The sequence below is a fragment of the Bradyrhizobium sp. USDA 4503 genome (assembly GCF_054055815.1).
This window is the reverse complement of record NZ_JBSRXS010000001.1, coordinates 6535922-6551617: the sequence shown is the minus strand read 5'-3', so window position 1 is coordinate 6551617 and position 15696 is coordinate 6535922. Positions and strand designations below refer to the sequence as shown.

Annotated in this window: 14 protein-coding genes; 7 read left to right on the top strand and 7 right to left on the bottom strand. The window is 65.8% G+C overall.

Annotated features, from left to right (window positions below; all coding sequences use genetic code 11):
- Positions 1–86: 86 nt before the first annotated feature.
- Together ACVMIH_RS31130 and ACVMIH_RS31125 are read right to left on the bottom strand one after the other, a co-directional pair.
- The gene (locus ACVMIH_RS31130) at positions 87–1313 is read right to left on the bottom strand and encodes an ABC transporter substrate-binding protein (RefSeq protein WP_076832391.1); all 1227 of its coding nucleotides are present in this window, start codon (positions 1311–1313) and stop codon (positions 87–89) included.
- Between the two features lie 282 nt (positions 1314–1595).
- Positions 1596–2522 carry a class I SAM-dependent DNA methyltransferase gene (locus ACVMIH_RS31125; RefSeq protein ID WP_076832394.1) on the bottom strand — a complete coding sequence of 309 codons (927 nt, stop codon included), beginning with the start codon at positions 2520–2522 and terminating at the stop codon, positions 1596–1598.
- Between the two features lie 130 nt (positions 2523–2652).
- Between ACVMIH_RS31125 and ACVMIH_RS31120 the strand changes: the two genes are divergently transcribed.
- The 5 genes from ACVMIH_RS31120 to ACVMIH_RS31100 all read left to right on the top strand — a co-directional run bounded on the left by ACVMIH_RS31120 (position 2653) and on the right by ACVMIH_RS31100 (position 8055).
- Entirely contained in the window at positions 2653–3711 is a 1059-nt protein-coding gene (locus ACVMIH_RS31120) for a ligase-associated DNA damage response exonuclease (RefSeq protein WP_076832397.1), read from the top strand.
- The gene (locus ACVMIH_RS31115; RefSeq protein WP_076832400.1) at positions 3708–5360 is read left to right on the top strand and encodes a cisplatin damage response ATP-dependent DNA ligase; all 1653 of its coding nucleotides are present in this window, start codon (positions 3708–3710) and stop codon (positions 5358–5360) included. The genes ACVMIH_RS31120 and ACVMIH_RS31115 overlap by 4 nt, the downstream gene beginning before the upstream one ends.
- Positions 5361–5554: 194 nt before the next feature.
- Positions 5555–5860 carry a DUF6460 domain-containing protein gene (locus tag ACVMIH_RS31110; protein ID WP_028334595.1) on the top strand — a complete coding sequence of 102 codons (306 nt, stop codon included), beginning with the start codon at positions 5555–5557 and terminating at the stop codon, positions 5858–5860.
- Between the two features lie 20 nt (positions 5861–5880).
- Complete coding sequence (locus ACVMIH_RS31105; protein WP_076832403.1) at positions 5881–6615, top strand: MBL fold metallo-hydrolase; 735 nt, start codon at positions 5881–5883, stop codon at positions 6613–6615.
- Positions 6616–6729: 114 nt separating this feature from the next.
- A complete protein-coding gene (locus tag ACVMIH_RS31100) occupies positions 6730–8055 on the top strand; it encodes an MATE family efflux transporter (RefSeq protein ID WP_456864507.1) in 1326 nt (441 codons plus the stop codon).
- A 219-nt stretch (positions 8056–8274) separates the two neighbouring features.
- Here ACVMIH_RS31100 and ACVMIH_RS31095 read toward each other — a convergent pair whose 3' ends face one another.
- Both ACVMIH_RS31095 and ACVMIH_RS31090 read right to left on the bottom strand, forming a co-directional pair.
- A complete protein-coding gene (locus ACVMIH_RS31095) occupies positions 8275–9372 on the bottom strand; it encodes a quinone-dependent dihydroorotate dehydrogenase (protein ID WP_076832406.1) in 1098 nt (365 codons plus the stop codon).
- On the bottom strand, positions 9369–9713 hold the full coding sequence (locus ACVMIH_RS31090; RefSeq protein ID WP_028334591.1) for a DUF952 domain-containing protein: 345 nt from the start codon (positions 9711–9713) through the stop codon (positions 9369–9371). The genes ACVMIH_RS31095 and ACVMIH_RS31090 overlap by 4 nt, the downstream gene beginning before the upstream one ends.
- 200 nt (positions 9714–9913) lie before the next feature.
- Between ACVMIH_RS31090 and ACVMIH_RS31085 the strand changes: the two genes are divergently transcribed.
- Complete coding sequence (locus ACVMIH_RS31085) at positions 9914–10567, top strand: S24 family peptidase (protein ID WP_076832408.1); 654 nt, start codon at positions 9914–9916, stop codon at positions 10565–10567.
- A 182-nt stretch (positions 10568–10749) separates the two neighbouring features.
- Here ACVMIH_RS31085 and ACVMIH_RS31080 read toward each other — a convergent pair whose 3' ends face one another.
- On the bottom strand, positions 10750–11535 hold the full coding sequence (locus ACVMIH_RS31080; protein WP_244558948.1) for a class II aldolase/adducin family protein: 786 nt from the start codon (positions 11533–11535) through the stop codon (positions 10750–10752).
- Positions 11536–11794: 259 nt separating this feature from the next.
- Between ACVMIH_RS31080 and ACVMIH_RS31075 the strand changes: the two genes are divergently transcribed.
- Positions 11795–12727, top strand: coding sequence for a 2-dehydropantoate 2-reductase (locus tag ACVMIH_RS31075; protein ID WP_076832414.1), 933 nt, complete (start codon positions 11795–11797; stop codon positions 12725–12727).
- A gap of 12 nt (positions 12728–12739) precedes the next feature.
- Here the strand turns inward: ACVMIH_RS31075 and ACVMIH_RS31070 are convergent, their stop codons facing one another.
- On the bottom strand, positions 12740–14380 hold the full coding sequence (locus ACVMIH_RS31070; protein WP_076832417.1) for a lysine--tRNA ligase: 1641 nt from the start codon (positions 14378–14380) through the stop codon (positions 12740–12742).
- A gap of 181 nt (positions 14381–14561) precedes the next feature.
- Positions 14562–15551 carry a transporter substrate-binding domain-containing protein gene (locus tag ACVMIH_RS31065; protein ID WP_456783338.1) on the bottom strand — a complete coding sequence of 330 codons (990 nt, stop codon included), beginning with the start codon at positions 15549–15551 and terminating at the stop codon, positions 14562–14564.
- Positions 15552–15696: the final 145 nt, after the last annotated feature.

Genomic DNA, 15696 nt, shown 5'->3' with positions numbered 1-15696 from the left:
CGCACCGCCTCGCGGAGGAAGCCCCTCACCCCGCCCTCTCCCCGCAAGAGCGGGGCGAGGGGGACGAGAGAGCGAGGCTTACCCAACTACTCCGTCATCGGCTGGCCGGAGAGGTCCCAATCCTTGCCGTTGAAGATCGAGACATAGAGCGTCTTCATCGGCGTGTAGTCGTCGGGCGTGTAGCTGTAATTGATGCCGTCGAGGAAATAGGGCGAGTGGAAACCGGCGAGCGTGGTGGCGTGCTTCAGCACGTTGGCGCGGGTCAGATCGTCGCCGCAGCGGCGCAGGATTTCGCCCATCGTCGCCGCCTGGCCGTAGCCGGCGAAGGCGATGGTGTTGTCGGGGTCGATGTTCGGCAGGTACTTCTTGCGCAGCTCCTCGAACGCGATCACGTCCGGATCCTTCTCGTAGCGCGGCACGCCGACTTCCTTGTTATAGCGGATCGCGACGATGTCCTTGGCGTTCTCGAGGCCCGCGGCGCTCAGGATCGAGCGACCGGTCGAGCCCGCCGACAGCAATTGCAGCGGCTTCCAGCCGAGCTCGGTCACCTTGCGGATCGACTGCGACGTCGCCTTGCCGGTGGTGATGTTGTAGAAGACGTCGGCGCCCGACTTCGAGAGATTGATGAGCTGCGAATCGACCGTCGGATCGGTGAGATCATAGGTCTGCTCCATGATCACCTGTGCCTTGCCGCCGGCATCGGCCAGCACCTTCTTGAACGGCCCGAGGAAGTCGCGGCCGAAATCATCGTTCTGGTAGAGGATGCCGACCTTGGCGTTCGGCTTCACGCTGACGACGTGCTTGGCGAGAACGCGTGCCTCGGTCGGATAGAGCGGCAGGCCCGCCATGGTCCATTTGAAATTCTTCGGATCGTTCCACTTCGAGGCGCCGGTGTTCAACAGCAGTTGGGGAACGCCCTTGGAATTGAGGTATTTATGCACGGAGGTCTGCGGCGCGGTGCCGAGCGAGCCATAGAGCGCCAGCACCTCCTCCTGTTCGACCAGACGGCGCGTCGCCTCGACGCATTTCGGCGCGCTGTAGGCGTCGTCCATGGTGAGGAATTTCACCTTGCGGCCGTTGATGCCGCCCTTGTCGTTCAGCATCTGGAAATAGGCTTCGCCGACGCGGCCGAGCACACCATAGAGCGAGCCGGGGCCGGAATGCGGCACGGTCTGGCCGAGCTTGATCTCGGTGTCGCTCGCACCCGGATCGTACTTCTTGTCGGCGGCCCGCACAAAAGGCGCGGGCAGCACGGACGCGGCGATCACAGACAATGCGGTGGCGCCGAACTCGCGCCGTGTATGTTTTTTCATTATTTCTCTCCCTGAGACGAAAAGCTCTCGCATTCCGCCCTGCGCCGGGCAAGCGCGAAGTCATGACTTTGCAGCGCAATGCCGCGTCACGGCAAATGCGTAGCGTGTAGACTCAAGTTTGAGTGTGAGGCGGTGCTCTCTTCCCTTCTCCCCTTGTGGGAGAAGGTGGCTCGCATCGAAGATGCGAGCCGGATGAGGGATCTCTATCCCCGGAGAGAGACCCCTCACCCCGCTTCGCTGCGCGAAGCGACCCTCTCCCACAGGGGGAGAGGGTGAAAAGCGTCACGGCTTCACGGCCACGGCGACGAGTCCGGGTGCCGGGATATTGTCTTCATTGCGCGCCGAGAGATCGTCGAGCTGGGCCAGCGTCAGCCCCGCGGCAGCGACGGAGTCGCGCACGTAAGCTGCACTGTGGGCGTAGCGCAGTCCCTCGCCGATGATGACGCCTTCGCCGTCATGGGTCTCGGCCGTGAAGGCGAGCACGCCGCCTGCCACCAGCACACGGCTGGCCTCGGCGAGCACCGGCGCGAGATCGGCGACATAGACCATTGCATCCGCGGCCAGGATCAATTCGGCGCTGGCCTCGCGCCTGGCCGAAATGGCCTTCAACATGTCGTCGACCTCGAGCTCGGCATAAAGGCCGGTGGCGCGCGCCTTGTCGATCATGCGTGGCGACAGGTCGATGCCGATGAAGCGATCGACATGCCGGGCGAATGCACCGGCCGCCAGCCCGGTGCCGCAGCCGAGATCGATCGCGCGCTTGAAGAAGGCCGGCTTCTTTGCGCCCGCACGCACCGACAGCACCGCCTTGAACAGCAGTGCCGGGCCGCGATAGCCGAGATCGCCGACCAGCGCGGCCTCGAAGCGCGGCGCATATTGATCGAACAGCGTCTGGACATAGCCCGGCGGCATCGCGCTGACGGCCTCGACGCCGAGCTGCATCAGGCGAAGGCCGGCGCCATGCCGGTCTTCGGGATCGGCGTCGCGCGCGCCGCGGAACGCTGCGATCGCGGCCTCGCGCTGACCGAGCTCCAGGCGGATCTTGCCCAGCGTGTACCAGGCCGACGGGAATTTCGGCACAAGCTCGATTGCCTGTTCGAGCAGCTCGGCGGCAGCCGGCAGATCGCCCTTCAATTGCAGGTCGCGCGCGAACTCGTAGCGGCGGTCGGCGACGAGATCGCCGGAGGACAGAAACAGGCGGGGGGCCATTCGCTTTAAGGAACCAATCTCGGCCGGGTCCGGCCATCCATCAAAGCACGGACTTTTTCCGGAGATGGATGCACGGGTCAAGCCCGCGGATCCGGCTAAACATCGCGGATCGAGCGCCTATATAGGGGCGATGCGCCCGCAAGACATCCTGATGCCCGTCCCGGCCGGGCTTTGCTGCAAGCCCGGCGGCTTCCACATCGATCCTGTCAGGCCGGTCGAGCGGGCACTGATCACCCATGGCCATTCCGACCATGCGCGGGCGGGCCACGGCGCTGTGCTCGCGACCCGGGAAACGCTCGACATGATGCGGCTGCGCTACGGCGAGAACTTCGCCGGCTCTGTGCAGGCGATCGCCTATGGCGAGGAGATCAGGCTCGGCGACGTCACGGTGACGTTTCATCCCGCTGGCCACGTGCTGGGCTCCGCCCAGATATCGGTGACCTGCAAGGACACCCGAATCGTCGCCTCCGGCGACTACAAGGATGCGCGCGATCCGACCTGCGCGCCGTTCGAGCTGGTGCCCTGCGACGTCTTCATATCGGAGGCGACGTTTGGATTGCCGGTGTTCCGCCATGGCGATGCCGCCGGCGAAGTAAACAAGCTGCTGGCCTCGGTCAAACTGTTCCCGGAGCGCGCGCATCTGGTCGGCGCCTATTCGCTCGGCAAGGCACAGCGCGTGATCGCGCTGCTGCGCGAGGCCGGTTACGACGCGCCGATCTATCTGCACGGCGCGATGGAGAAGATCACCTATTACTATCAGGAGCGCGGCATTGCGCTCGGCGAGCTCCGGCCCGCGCGCGGCATGAAGAAGGCTGAGCTTGCTGGCACCATCACGCTGGCACCGCCAAGCGCGACATCCGATGTCTGGACGCGCCGCTTTCCCGATCCAGTCACCGCATTCGCCTCGGGCTGGATGCGCGTGCGCGCCCGGGCCAGGCAAGGCGGCGTCGAGCTGCCGCTGGTGATCTCGGATCATGCCGATTGGGACGGGCTGACGGCGACGATCGCCGCCACTGGTGCAGGCGAGATCTGGGTCACCCACGGCCAGGAAGATGCGCTGGTGCATTGGTGCAAGACCAGGGGCCTTGCCGCGCGGCCGCTCGATCTGGTCGGCTATGGCGACGAGGATGAAGGCGAGACGGCCGCACTGACCGGCGAGGCCCAGCCCGCCGGCGAGGCGGAAACATGAACCGTTTTGCCGAGCTGCTCGACCGCCTCGCCTACGAGCCCGGCCGCAACAACAAGATCAAGCTGCTGGTCGCCTATTTCCGCGAGACCGAGGACCCCGACCGCGGCTACGCGCTGGCGGCGCTGACCGGCGCGCTGTCGTTCAAGCACGCCAAGCCGGGCCTGATCCGCGACCTGATCACCGAACGCGCCGATCCGGTGCTGTTCGGCTACTCCTATGATTACGTCGGCGACCTCTCGGAGACGGTCGCGCTAATGTGGCCGAAGGCGGAGCTGCCGGGCCACAACAACCCGCCTCCCCCGACGCTGACTGATGTCGTCATCACGCTGCGCACGCTCGGCAAGGCCGAGCTGCCGGCGCAGCTGGCGCGCTGGCTGGACGAGCTCGACGAGACCGGGCGCTGGGCGCTCTTGAAACTCGTCACCGGCGCGATGCGGATCGGGATCTCGGCGCGGCTGGCGAAGACCGCGGCGGCGGCGCTCGGCGACAAAGACCCGCACGAGATCGAGCTGCTGTGGCCGGGCCTGTCGCCGCCCTATCTCGACCTGTTCGCCTGGCTCGAGGGCCGCGGAGACAAACCGGTCAACCGCGACCCTGCGCCGTTCCGCCCGGTGATGCTGGCGCACGCGATCGAGAATAGCGATTTCGCCAATCTCGACGCCGCCGATTTCAGCGCGGAATGGAAATGGGACGGCATCCGGGTGCAGGCGGTGTCCGGCCGCGATGCGCGCGGCCACGTCCAGGCGCGGCTCTATTCGCGCACCGGCGAGGATATCACCGGCAGCTTTCCGGATCTGGTGCCGTCGCTGCATCTGCCCGGCGCGATCGACGGCGAGTTGCTTGTGCTGCGCGACCGCCGCGTGCAGACCTTCAACGTCCTGCAGCAGCGGCTGAACCGGAAGGTCGTTTCGCCGAAGCTGATCAAGGAATTTCCGATCCACCTGCGCGCCTACGACCTGCTCGGCGACGACGAGAACGATCTGCGCGAGCTGCCCTTCACCGAACGCCGCGCGCATCTCGAAGCCTTCGTGGCCAAGCTGAACGATCCGCGCATCGATCTGTCGCCAACCGTCCCGTTCGCGAGCTGGGAAGAGCTGGCCGCGGCGCGCGCCGATCCCAAGAGTGCGGGCGCCGGCGACGATGCCGGCGCGGTCGAAGGCGTGATGCTGAAGCGGCGCGACGCGCCCTATCTGCCCGGACGGCCGAAAGGTCCGTGGTGGAAGTGGAAGCGCGATCCGCACATCATCGACGCCGTGCTGATGTATGCCCAGCGCGGCCACGGCAAGCGCTCCTCCTATTACTCCGACTATACGTTCGGGGTCTGGACCCATGGCGAGGCCGGCGACGAGCTGGTGCCGGTCGGCAAGGCCTATTTCGGCTTCACCGACGAGGAGCTGTTGCAGATCGACCGCTTCGTCCGCCGCAACACCACCGAGAAGTTCGGCCCGGTGCGGCATGTCGTGCACGAGCCGGATCAGGGGCTGGTGCTGGAGGTCGCCTTCGAGGGCTTGCAGCGCTCGCCGCGTCACAAGTCCGGCGTCGCAATGCGCTTCCCCCGGATCAGCCGCCTCCGCTGGGACAAGCCGCCGCGCGAAGCCGACCGGCTGGAGACGCTTGAACGGATGTTAATCTCCATGACAGGAAGTTAAATCCCAAGCGCGCATGACAGCCATTGATCGCGGTGCGCGGGTTTCCCATGTGCACCGCCGTGACCTATAATGCGGGCGATTCCGTTAGACCTCGGTTCTGATGGGATCAGAATCGAGGTCTAGGTTTTGTTTTGACGCGTTTTCTTCACGCGAACCGGTGCCCACTTCGCGCGAAAACGCTATTGGAGACAGCAATGCCAAACGACATCCGGGACTTGCCGGCCGGCCGGAGTGACGGCCTGTACCGCTTTCTCGGCGGATCGCCGCTCTCTGTGGCGTTCCGGTTGATTTTGCTGTCGATTCTGGTCGGTGTCGTGCTCGCCGCGATCGGCCTCGATCCATGGAACATCCTCAACAGCATCCGCAGGCTGTTCCAGAGCATCTGGGATTTCGGCTTCGATGCGATCAACTGGGCCTGGCGCTACTTCCTGCTCGGCGCCGTCATCGTGATTCCGATCTGGCTGTTGTCGCGGCTGTTCGGCGCGCCGCGCGGCCGCTGATCTCAGGGAGTTCGCAGCCGATGCAATTGCGATTTGTCGGCTGCGGCGATGCATTCGGCTCCGGCGGCCGCTTCAACACCTGTTTCCACGTCAGCGGTGCGCGCAGCAATTTCCTGATCGATTGCGGTGCCTCATCGCTGCCGGCGATGAAGCGGCTCGAGATCGACCGCGACGCGATCGACCTGATCCTGATCACGCATTTCCATGGCGACCATTTTGCCGGCCTCCCGTTCTTCCTGCTCGACGCGCAGTTCTCCCGCCGCACCCGGCCGCTGGTGATCGCAGGGCCCGAAGGCATCGAAACGAAACTGCCTGCGGTGATGGAGGTGATGTTCGAGCATTCCTCCAAAACCAAACAACGCTTCGATCTGTCCGTCGTTACGCTGGCGCCGCGCGAAACGCGCAGCTTCGGCGAGGTGACCGTGACGCCCTACCCTGTCGTGCATGGCGAGTCCGGCGGGCCGTTCCTCGCGTACCGCGTCGAGGCGGAAGGCCGCATCATCAGCTACAGCGCCGACACCGAATGGACCGACGCACTGATCCCGGCGGCGCAGGACGCCGACCTCTTCATCGCCGAAGCCTACATGTACGACAAAATGGTCAAGAACCATCTCAGCCTGAAGACGCTGGAAGCGCATTTGCCCGCCATCAACGCCAGGCGCGTGGTGCTGACCCATATGAGCGACGACATGCTCGGCCGCATCGACCACCTGCCCTACACGGCGGCGAGCGACGGCATGGTCGTGGCGCTCTGACCAAGCAATGCCTTGCCCGCCGATCTTCCGCCATCGCATTGCTCTGAGAACAATTCCGGCATGGTCGCGCGACGGATGTCGCGATAGAAACGGATATTCCTTGCAATTGTAGCCATGCACGCACCCATCCACCCGAAGATCACGACGCGTCAGGTGTTCGCCATCGCCGGCCCCGCGATGGTCGCCAACCTGACCACGCCGCTGATCGGCATCGTCTCGACCACCGCGATCGGCCGCCTCGACGACGCCGCGCTGCTCGGCGGCGTGGCGATGGCCTCGGTGATCTTCGACTGCCTGTTCTGGCTGTTCGCCTTCCTGCGCATGAGCACGCTGGCCTTCACCGCACAGGCGCAGGGCGCCGGCGAGATCAAGGAATATGCCGCCATCCTGGTGCGCGGCTTCATCGTCGCCGGCCTGATCGGCGCGGCGCTGATCGCGCTGCAGGTGCCGCTCGCCGCGGTCACGTTCCAGCTGATGGGCGGCAGCGAAGGCGTCACGCGCGCGGCCAAAGCCTATTTCATGATCCGGATCTGGTCGGCGCCGCTGGCGCTCGCCAATTACGTCATCCTCGGCTGGCTGGTCGGCCAGACCCGCGCCAATCTGGCGCTGGCGCTGCAGATCGTGATCAATTTGATCAACATGGCCGCGACCGTGCTGCTGGTGCAGGTCTACGGCGCCGGCATTGCCGGTGCCGCGATCGCCGCCGTGCTCGCCGAGACCGCCGGTTTCGCCGCCGGCATCGTGGTGGCGTGGCAGATCTCGCAAGGCGGCTTCGCCGTTCCCGCGGCGACGCTGTTCGACCGCGCCAAGCTGATGCGCATGCTGACGGTCAATCGCGACATCATGGTCCGCACCGCGGCGCTGATCGTCGTGTTCCTGTTCTTCACCGCCAAGGGCGCGCGCGAAGGCGACGTGACGCTGGCGGCGAATTCGGTGCTGAACAATTTCCTGCTGGTCAGCGCCTTCTTCCTCGACGGCCTCGCCAATGCCGCCCAGCAGCTGTGCGGCCGCGCCTTCGGCGCACGCGATGTACGCGGCTTTTCCGATTCGACCCGGCTGGTGCTGCTGTGGGGCATCGGCTTTGCGCTGGTCGTATCGGTGCTGTTCGCGCTGTTCGGACCGGCGCTGATCAATTTGATGACGACCAGCGACGACGTGCGCCGCTATGCGCGCGCGTTCCTGCCGTTCGTGATCCTGGCACCCCTGCCTGGCGTGTTCGCGTTCGGCTTCGACGGCATCTATGTCGGCGCGACCTGGGCGCGCGAGATGCGTAATCTGATGCTGGCCTCGCTCGCGATCTTCCTCGCCACCTGGTGGGCGCTCAGCTCGTTCGGCAACACCGGCCTGTGGATCGCGCTGCTCGGCTTCTACGTCGCGCGCGGCGGCCTGCAGGGCCTGCGCTATCCGGCGCTGCTGCGGAAGACGTTCAAGACGGCGTAAGTCCGTAGCCCGGATGGAGCGAAGCGCAATCCGGGCTACGAAGTTCTCTTCCCCTTCCCCCTGAAAGGGGGAAGGTCGGGATGGGGGTCAGCCACAGGCGACGCAGCTCATGGAGAGAGCTGATCCCCACCCGCTTTGCTCTGGCGAGCAAAGCGACCTCCCCTTTTCAAGGGGAGGTTAGGGCGCGGCCGGATTTCGCTTCATCCGGGCTACCCGCACCTACCTCACCGGCCACTCCTCGGCTGTAATCGTCGCCGCATCGGCGCCGACGATTTCCGACAGCGAGTCGCGGCCGGTGCGCAGCAGGGTCGAGGACAGATCGCGCTTGATGTCGTCGACGAGGCCAAGGCCCTTGTAGACCAGCGAGGAATAGAGCTGGATCAGGCTGGCCCCGGCACGGATCTTGGTCAGTGCGGCGCCGCCGCTATCGATGCCGCCGACGCCGATCAGCGGAAACGCGCCTTCGACACGGACATAGGTCTCGGCCACCATCCGCGTCGACAGCCGGAACAGCGGACGGCCCGACAGGCCGCCCTGCTCCTTGGCGCGATTCTCCTCGCGCAAGGTCGAGGGCCGCGCCAGCGTGGTGTTGGCGACGATCATGCCGTCGACGCGGCGCGAGCGGGCGATGTGCACGACGTCGTCGAGCTCGGCGAGGCTGAGGTCGGGCGCGATCTTGAGCAGGACCGGCGAATCGCCGGCGTTCTTGCGCACGCGCTCGCGGGTATCGATGACCCGCGCCAGCAGATCGTCGAGCGCCGCCGATTGCTGCAGATTGCGCAGGCCGGGCGTGTTCGGCGAGGAGACATTGACGGTGAAATAGCTCGCGACCGGCGCAAACGTCTCGATCAGCTTCACATAATCGGCTGCGCGGTCGGGCGAATCCTTGTTGGCCCCGACATTGACCCCGACAATGCCGCCGGCGCTGGCGCGCGCGGCGAGCCGCCGCAGCACGGCCTCCGCACCGTCATTGTTGAAGCCCATGCGGTTGATGACGGCCTCGTCGCGCTCCAGGCGAAACAGCCGCGGCCGCGGGTTGCCGCCTTGCGGCTTCGGCGTCACCGAGCCGATCTCGACAAAGCCGAAGCCGAGCCGCAGCAGCGCGTCGGGCGCCTCCGCACTCTTGTCGAAACCCGCCGCCATGCCGATCGGGTTTGGAAAGTTGAGTCCGAAGGCGCGCACCGCGAGCTTGGGGTCATCCGGCCGCTGCCGGATCGGCGGCAGCAGCTTCAGGCCCTGGATCGCCATGCGATGGGCATCCTCGGGATCGAACCAACGCAGCAGCGGCAGCGAGAAGGCGTCGAAGGCACGGATCACGGCTTGAGCTCCGGAACGTCGTGGCCACCGTCGGAGCGCGCGCGCAGGTCGAGGATCTCGGTGACGGCGCCTAGGTCGAGCTCGCCATAGAGATGCGGGAACAGCTCGTCATTGCGCGACCGCTCCCAGCGCAGGGCATCGCCCAGCGCATCGGCATCGACGGCGACCAGGAACAGGCCGGTTTGCCCGTGGTAGTGCTTGCGCGCGGTCTCGGCCACCTGGGAGGCGGTGGAAAAATGGATGAAGCCGTCGCGTTTGTCGTCGGCACTGCCCCGGTACACGCCCTGCCGTTCGGCCTCGCGCCAGGCCGAAGCGGGGGTGATTTTGTAGATCATCGGCACGGGCCGGCCTTCCCTTTTGTCCTTGAGTCCCTTGGGGTTTTATCCGGATTTGAGGGGAAATGCCCCAGACGCCATCTGGCGAGCGAGGGACCGTATCGGCGGCGGCGGCGCAACTCAAGCGGTGCCGGGACACATCGGCCGACAGATTTGCGAAAACGCCAAGTTTCAGGCAATAATTCCTACCATCCGGGATACCCTCGATGGCCAAACAGCCCAAAGCCACCCGACCGCTGACCCACGCGCAGGTCTGGGCCGCGCTCGACCGGCTCGCCGAACGCGCCGGGCTGTCGCCGTCCGGCCTTGCCAAGCAGTCCGGACTCGACCCCACCACCTTCAACAAATCCAAGCGCGTGACCGGCGACGGGCGCGAGCGCTGGCCCTCGACCGAATCGCTCTCCAAGGCGCTGGCCGCGAGCAATGCCAGCATGGAGACCTTCGTGCAGTTGCTCGGCGATGGCGCGCGCGGCGGACAGTCGGTGCCGCTGATCGGCTTCGCGCAGGCCGGCGCCGGCGGCTATTTCGACGACAGCGGCTTTCCCGCCGGCAAGGGCTGGGACGAAGTGGCGCTACCGGCGACATCAGACGAACACGCCTATGCGCTGGAGATCGAGGGCGACTCGATGAAACCGGCCTATCGCGAAGGTGACATCATCGTGGTGTCACCCGCGACCGCGATCCGCCGCGGCGACCGCGTGGTGGTGCGCACGACCGGCGGCGAGGTGATGGTGAAGGAATTGAGACGCCGCACCGCCAAGATGCTGGAACTCGCATCGCTCAATCCGGAGCACCCCGACCGCATGCTCGACGTCGAGGAAGTCGCGTGGATCGCACGCGTGGTGTGGGCGAGCCAGTGATTGGGCAGGTAAACGCCGGCGTCGTCCCGGGCAAGCGAAGCGCGAGCCGGGACCCATAACCACCACTCATTGTGCTTGAGCGATCTGGGGCCACAGCTGGCTTCGACAACATGACCCTGTGGTTATGGGTCCCGGCTTTCGCCGGGACGACGGCGGAGGTTGCGGCGCGCTCCCTGCCAGCCTTACGCCGCGTAGTCCGGCTCCTTGCGATCCAGCATCCGCTTCAGCGCATCGAAATGCCGCTGCGCCGGGGACGGGCCGTTGTAGAGATGGTCGTCGCGGAAATCGCGTTTGGTCTTCTCCACCACATGCTGCGGCAATTGCTTGAGCGGCTGCTGGGTCCACATCGCGTAGATCTGCACCTGTGCGGCGCGCTCGATGTAATAGAGCCGGTCATAGGCATCGGCGACCGTCTCGCCGACGGTCGAGATGCCGTGATTGGCCATGAACAGGATGGTCTTGTTGCCGATCACCTTGGCGAGCCGCGCGCCTTCCTCGGGATCGAGCGCGGGGCCGGTGTAGAGGTCGTCATAGGCAATCGCCTCCGACAGCCCGACCTCGGTCTGGCCGATCTCCTTGATCCGCGGATCCTCGAGCCGCGTCAGCGCGCTCGCATAGGGCATGTGGGTGTGGAACACGGCCTTGGCCTGCGGCAGCGCCTTGTGGATCGGCGCATGGATGCAAAAGCAGGAGCGCTCGACCTCACCCTCGCCGCGCTTCACCTCGGCATCGTCGATGCCGACCTCCATGAAGGAGGATGCTGTCACTTCCGACCAGTGCATGCCGAACGGGATCTGGTAGTAGCGGTCGGTGCGGCCGGGCACCACCAAGGTGAGATGGTTGAAAATACCTTCCGAAAAGCCGTGGATGTAGGCGAGCCGATGCGCCGCCGCGAGATCGACCCGCGCTTGCCATTCCTCGGCGCTCGAACTGTCCTGCAGCGATGTCGGCGAAACCCTGAACTGCATGCGCATGCTCCCGTCTGTGCCGGCCTCTCGGCGGAGGCCGTGCTGATTTTATGGATGCGAGTGTAGCGCAATCCGGCGCCAGGCTCCGGTGAAATTGCCGATGGCCTGCTATCCGAATTTTGCGGGCTTGGCGTCATTATGTGATGATGCGCTGCGAAGACGGCGGATCGGCGGCTTCGTTGGCTGCGGCGGAAAGCCACATGAGCGGCCTGACTTTCCAACCCAACGCAACCCACTCCGCAAAGCCCGGAGTTACGCAATGACAGGACCATCCGACCGCAAGACCATCGCCATCGTCGGTCTCGGCAGCATCGGCGGCATCATCGCCGGCCTGCTGCGCGCGGTCGACAAGCATGACGTGATCGCCTGTGTCCGGCGGCCGCTCGATCGGCTCACGGTCGAGCGGGCGGAAGGCACGGTGGAAGTGCCGCTGCGCGCCCTCACCGATCCGGCAGCGGCTACGCCGGTCGACTGGGTGTTGTTGTCGACCAAGGCGCAGGACACGGAATCGAGCGCGCCCTGGCTGCAAAGGCTGTGCGGGCCGCGGACGCGCGTCGCGGTGCTGCAGAATGGCATCGGCCACGCGGAGCGGCTGGCGTCATTGGTCGGCGCCGCCACGGTCGTTCCGACCATCGTCTATTACAACGGCGAGCGGCTGGCGCCGGATCGCGTCCGTTTCCGCCGCGCCGGCGAGCATGAATTCGCGGTTGCCGATGACACAGACGGACGCGCGTTCGAAGCGCTGCTGGATGGCACGGCGATGCGCGTGCGGCGCTCCGCCGATTTCACCACGCTGGCGTGGCGCAAGCTTCTGCTCAATGCGGTCGCCAATCCGATCACCGCGCTCACCTTGCAGCGGCAGGCGGTGTTCCGCCGCGCGGACGTCAAGGCGCTGTGCCGCGCCATCCTCGAGGAGGCCGCGAATGTCGGCCGCGCCGACGGCGCCCAGCTCGCGCCCGACGAGGCCGAGCTGATGCTGGCGACGTTGTTGACCTATCCGCCGGACGCCGGCACCTCGATGTATTTCGATCGTGTCGCGGGACGCCCGTTCGAAGCCGACGCTCTCACCGGCGCGATCGTCGCGGCCGGCGAACGGCACGGCGTGCCGACGCCGCTCAACGGCCTGCTGCTGACGCTGTTGCGCGCCACCAGCGACGGCCTGCGCGACGCGGCGCAGGCCGAGCGGCGATGAGCGGCGCGATCCCTACGACGACCGCGCCAGCGCGCCGTCGATCATGTTGACCGCGTTCTGCACGCCGTAGACCGCGACGAAGGAGCCGAAGCGCGGGCCCTTCTCCTGGCCGAGCAGCACCTGGTAGAGCATGTTGAACCAGTCGAGCGAGACGCCGGGACGGCCGTCCTTGCCCTTCTTGACCATGTCGAGGAACGGCTCGCGGCGGCCGATCTCATAGACCACGTTCTGGATGTCTTCCGCGCTCGCGTTCGCCGGCATGTTGGCGAGCGCATCGCGCAGATCCTGCAGCGCGGCGCGCTCTCCGTCGGTCGGCTCGCGGAACTGCTTGGTCGGCGCCACGAAGTCGCGATAGTAGTTGATGGCGTAGCCGACCATCGCATCTAACTTCGGATGGGTCTGCGGCGTCACGCCCGGACGATAACGGCCGATGAAACCCCACAGCGTCTCGGCATTCTCCGCGTTCGACGACGACACCAGCGTCAGCAGCAGCTGGAAGGTGACCGGCATGTCGGCCTGCGGCGGCTTGCCGGAATGGATGTGCCAGACCGGATTCTGCAGCTGCTGCCGCGCTTCCTGCCGCGTGAAGCCGTCGAGGAATTGCTGGTAATCGTCGACATTGCGCGGGATGACGTCGAAATAGAGCCGCTTCGCCGCCTTGGGCTCGCGATACATGAACAGCGACAGCGATTCCGGCGAGGCATAGCGCAGCCACTCGTCGATCGTCAGGCCGTTGCCCTTCGACTTCGAGATCTTCTGGCCCTTCTCGTCGAGGAACAGTTCGTAGTTGAAACCTTCCGGCGGCGTGCCGCCGAGCGCCGAGCAGATCTTGCCCGACAGCTTCACCGAGTCGATCAGGTCCTTGCCGGCCATTTCATAGTCGACACCGAGCGCGTACCAGCGCATCGCCCAGTCCGGCTTCCATTGCAGCTTGCAGCGGCCGCCGGTGACAGGAACCGTGACGCTCTCCTTGGTATCGGGATCCTCGTAGGAGATCGTGCCGGCTTTGGCGTCGTGCGCCGTCACCGGCACGTAGAGCACGAGGCCGGTGCGCGGGCAGATCGGCAGGAACGGCGAGTAGCTCGCCGCGCGCTCCTCGCGCAGCGACGGCAGCATGATCGCCATCACCTTCTCGATCCGCTCCAGCATGCGTAGCAGCGCGGCGTCGAAGCGGCCGGAGGTGTAGTACTCGGTCGAACTCGCGAACTCGTAGTCGAAGCCGAACTGGTCGAGAAAGGCGCGCAGCCGCGCATTGTTGTGCTGGCCAAAGCTCGGATGGGTGCCGAACGGATCGGGCACCTTGGTCAGCGGCTTGCCTAGATGCTGCTCCAGCAGCTCCTTGTTCGGCACGTTGTCCGGCACCTTGCGCAGGCCGTCCATGTCGTCGGAGAAGGCGAGCAGGCGCGTCTTGATCTTGTCCTCGGTGAGCACGCGGAAGGCGTGGCGCACCATCGTGGTGCGCGCGACCTCGCCGAACGTGCCGATATGCGGCAGGCCCGACGGGCCGTAGCCGGTCTCGAACAGCACCTCGTCCTTGGGATTTTTCTTCAGCCGCGCCACAATCGCTTTCGCCTGCTCGAACGGCCAGGCGTTGGATTGTTCGGCGAGCGCCCGCAGGTCGCTCGGGCTGGCAGAAGGATCAATCACGGACATTCCTCAGGTTCTCTCCAAAAAGGCCGCGAAAACTAACGCTTTCGCGGCAAAATGCAAAACGACGGGACGTTTGTCGTCATTCCGGGGCGATGCGCAGCATCGGACCCGGAATCTCGAGATTCCCCGGGGTGCAATTGCACCCCTGAGGTCTGGTCCTACGGACCATCCCGGAATGACGAACTCAGAACGGGCTGACCGAGAAATAGCGCAGCCACAGATCGGTGAAGCGGCCTTTTTCCCAGATCCGGAACAGTGCCCAGTTCAGCGACTGCCGGAGCAGGTCGTTGCCCTTGCGGACGGCGATGCCGACGCCCTCGCCGAAATAGCGGCTCTCGACAAAGGGGCCGCCGGCAAAGGCGCAGCATTCGGCGGAATCGGTGCCGTTGATCCAGAACGCGAGCGAGATCGCATCGCCGAAGATGAAGTCGACCTCGCCGCGGCGCAGCGCCGCGCGCAGCGCGTCGTTATCCGGATAGGAATGGATCTCGGCGTCGGTGAACATCGCCTTGAGGTAGGCCTCGTGCGAGGTCCCGGCGATGACGCCGACCTTCTTGCCCTCGAGATATTCCGGGCGGATTTCCGGCATCGCGTTGTCACGGCGCGACACGAAGCGGGCCGGCGCGCGGTAATAGGGATCGGTGAAATCGACCTTGGCGCGCAGCTGCGGCGTCACGGCCATCGACGCGATGATGGCGTCGCCCCGGTTGGTCGCCAGGGCATCGATCAGGGTCTCGAAGCGGCGCATCTGGATGGTGCAGGTGACCTTGATCTCGTCGCAGAGCGCGCGCGCCAGGTCGACGTTGAAACCGGCCGGATTGCCGTCGGGACCGGTGAAATTGAACGGCGGATAGTCGGTCTCGGTCAGAAAGCGGATCACGGTGAGGCGCGACAGGTCCGGGCGGTCCGGCCGGCGCCGCGGGTCCCAGAAACCCGGCACCGCCTGCGGCGCGGCCTCGGCGGCGGCCTTGGGCGGCAGGGTCGGGGCCGCCTGGGTTGCCGCGGGGGCCGCAGGCGCTGCCTGCGGTGCAGCCGGCGCCGAAGGTGTCGCTTGTGCGGGGGCCGCCTTGGTGGGCGGAGCCGGAGCAGGAGCCGTCTTGGCTGCCGGCGCCTGTGCGGGGGGTGTCTGTGCAATTGCAGGGTACGCCAAGGCCAGCAAGGCAGCCGCGATCATGCCCGCGGCCAGGCGAAGCTGGCGCGAACGGACGGCAAAGGGCTGGACAGGCGGATTTGGCATAACCGGCAATTTCAGGAAATTGAACGGCTTATAGCCGAATAGGCGCCTGAAGCGAGCGCCGATTGGGTTAATTCTGAACCGG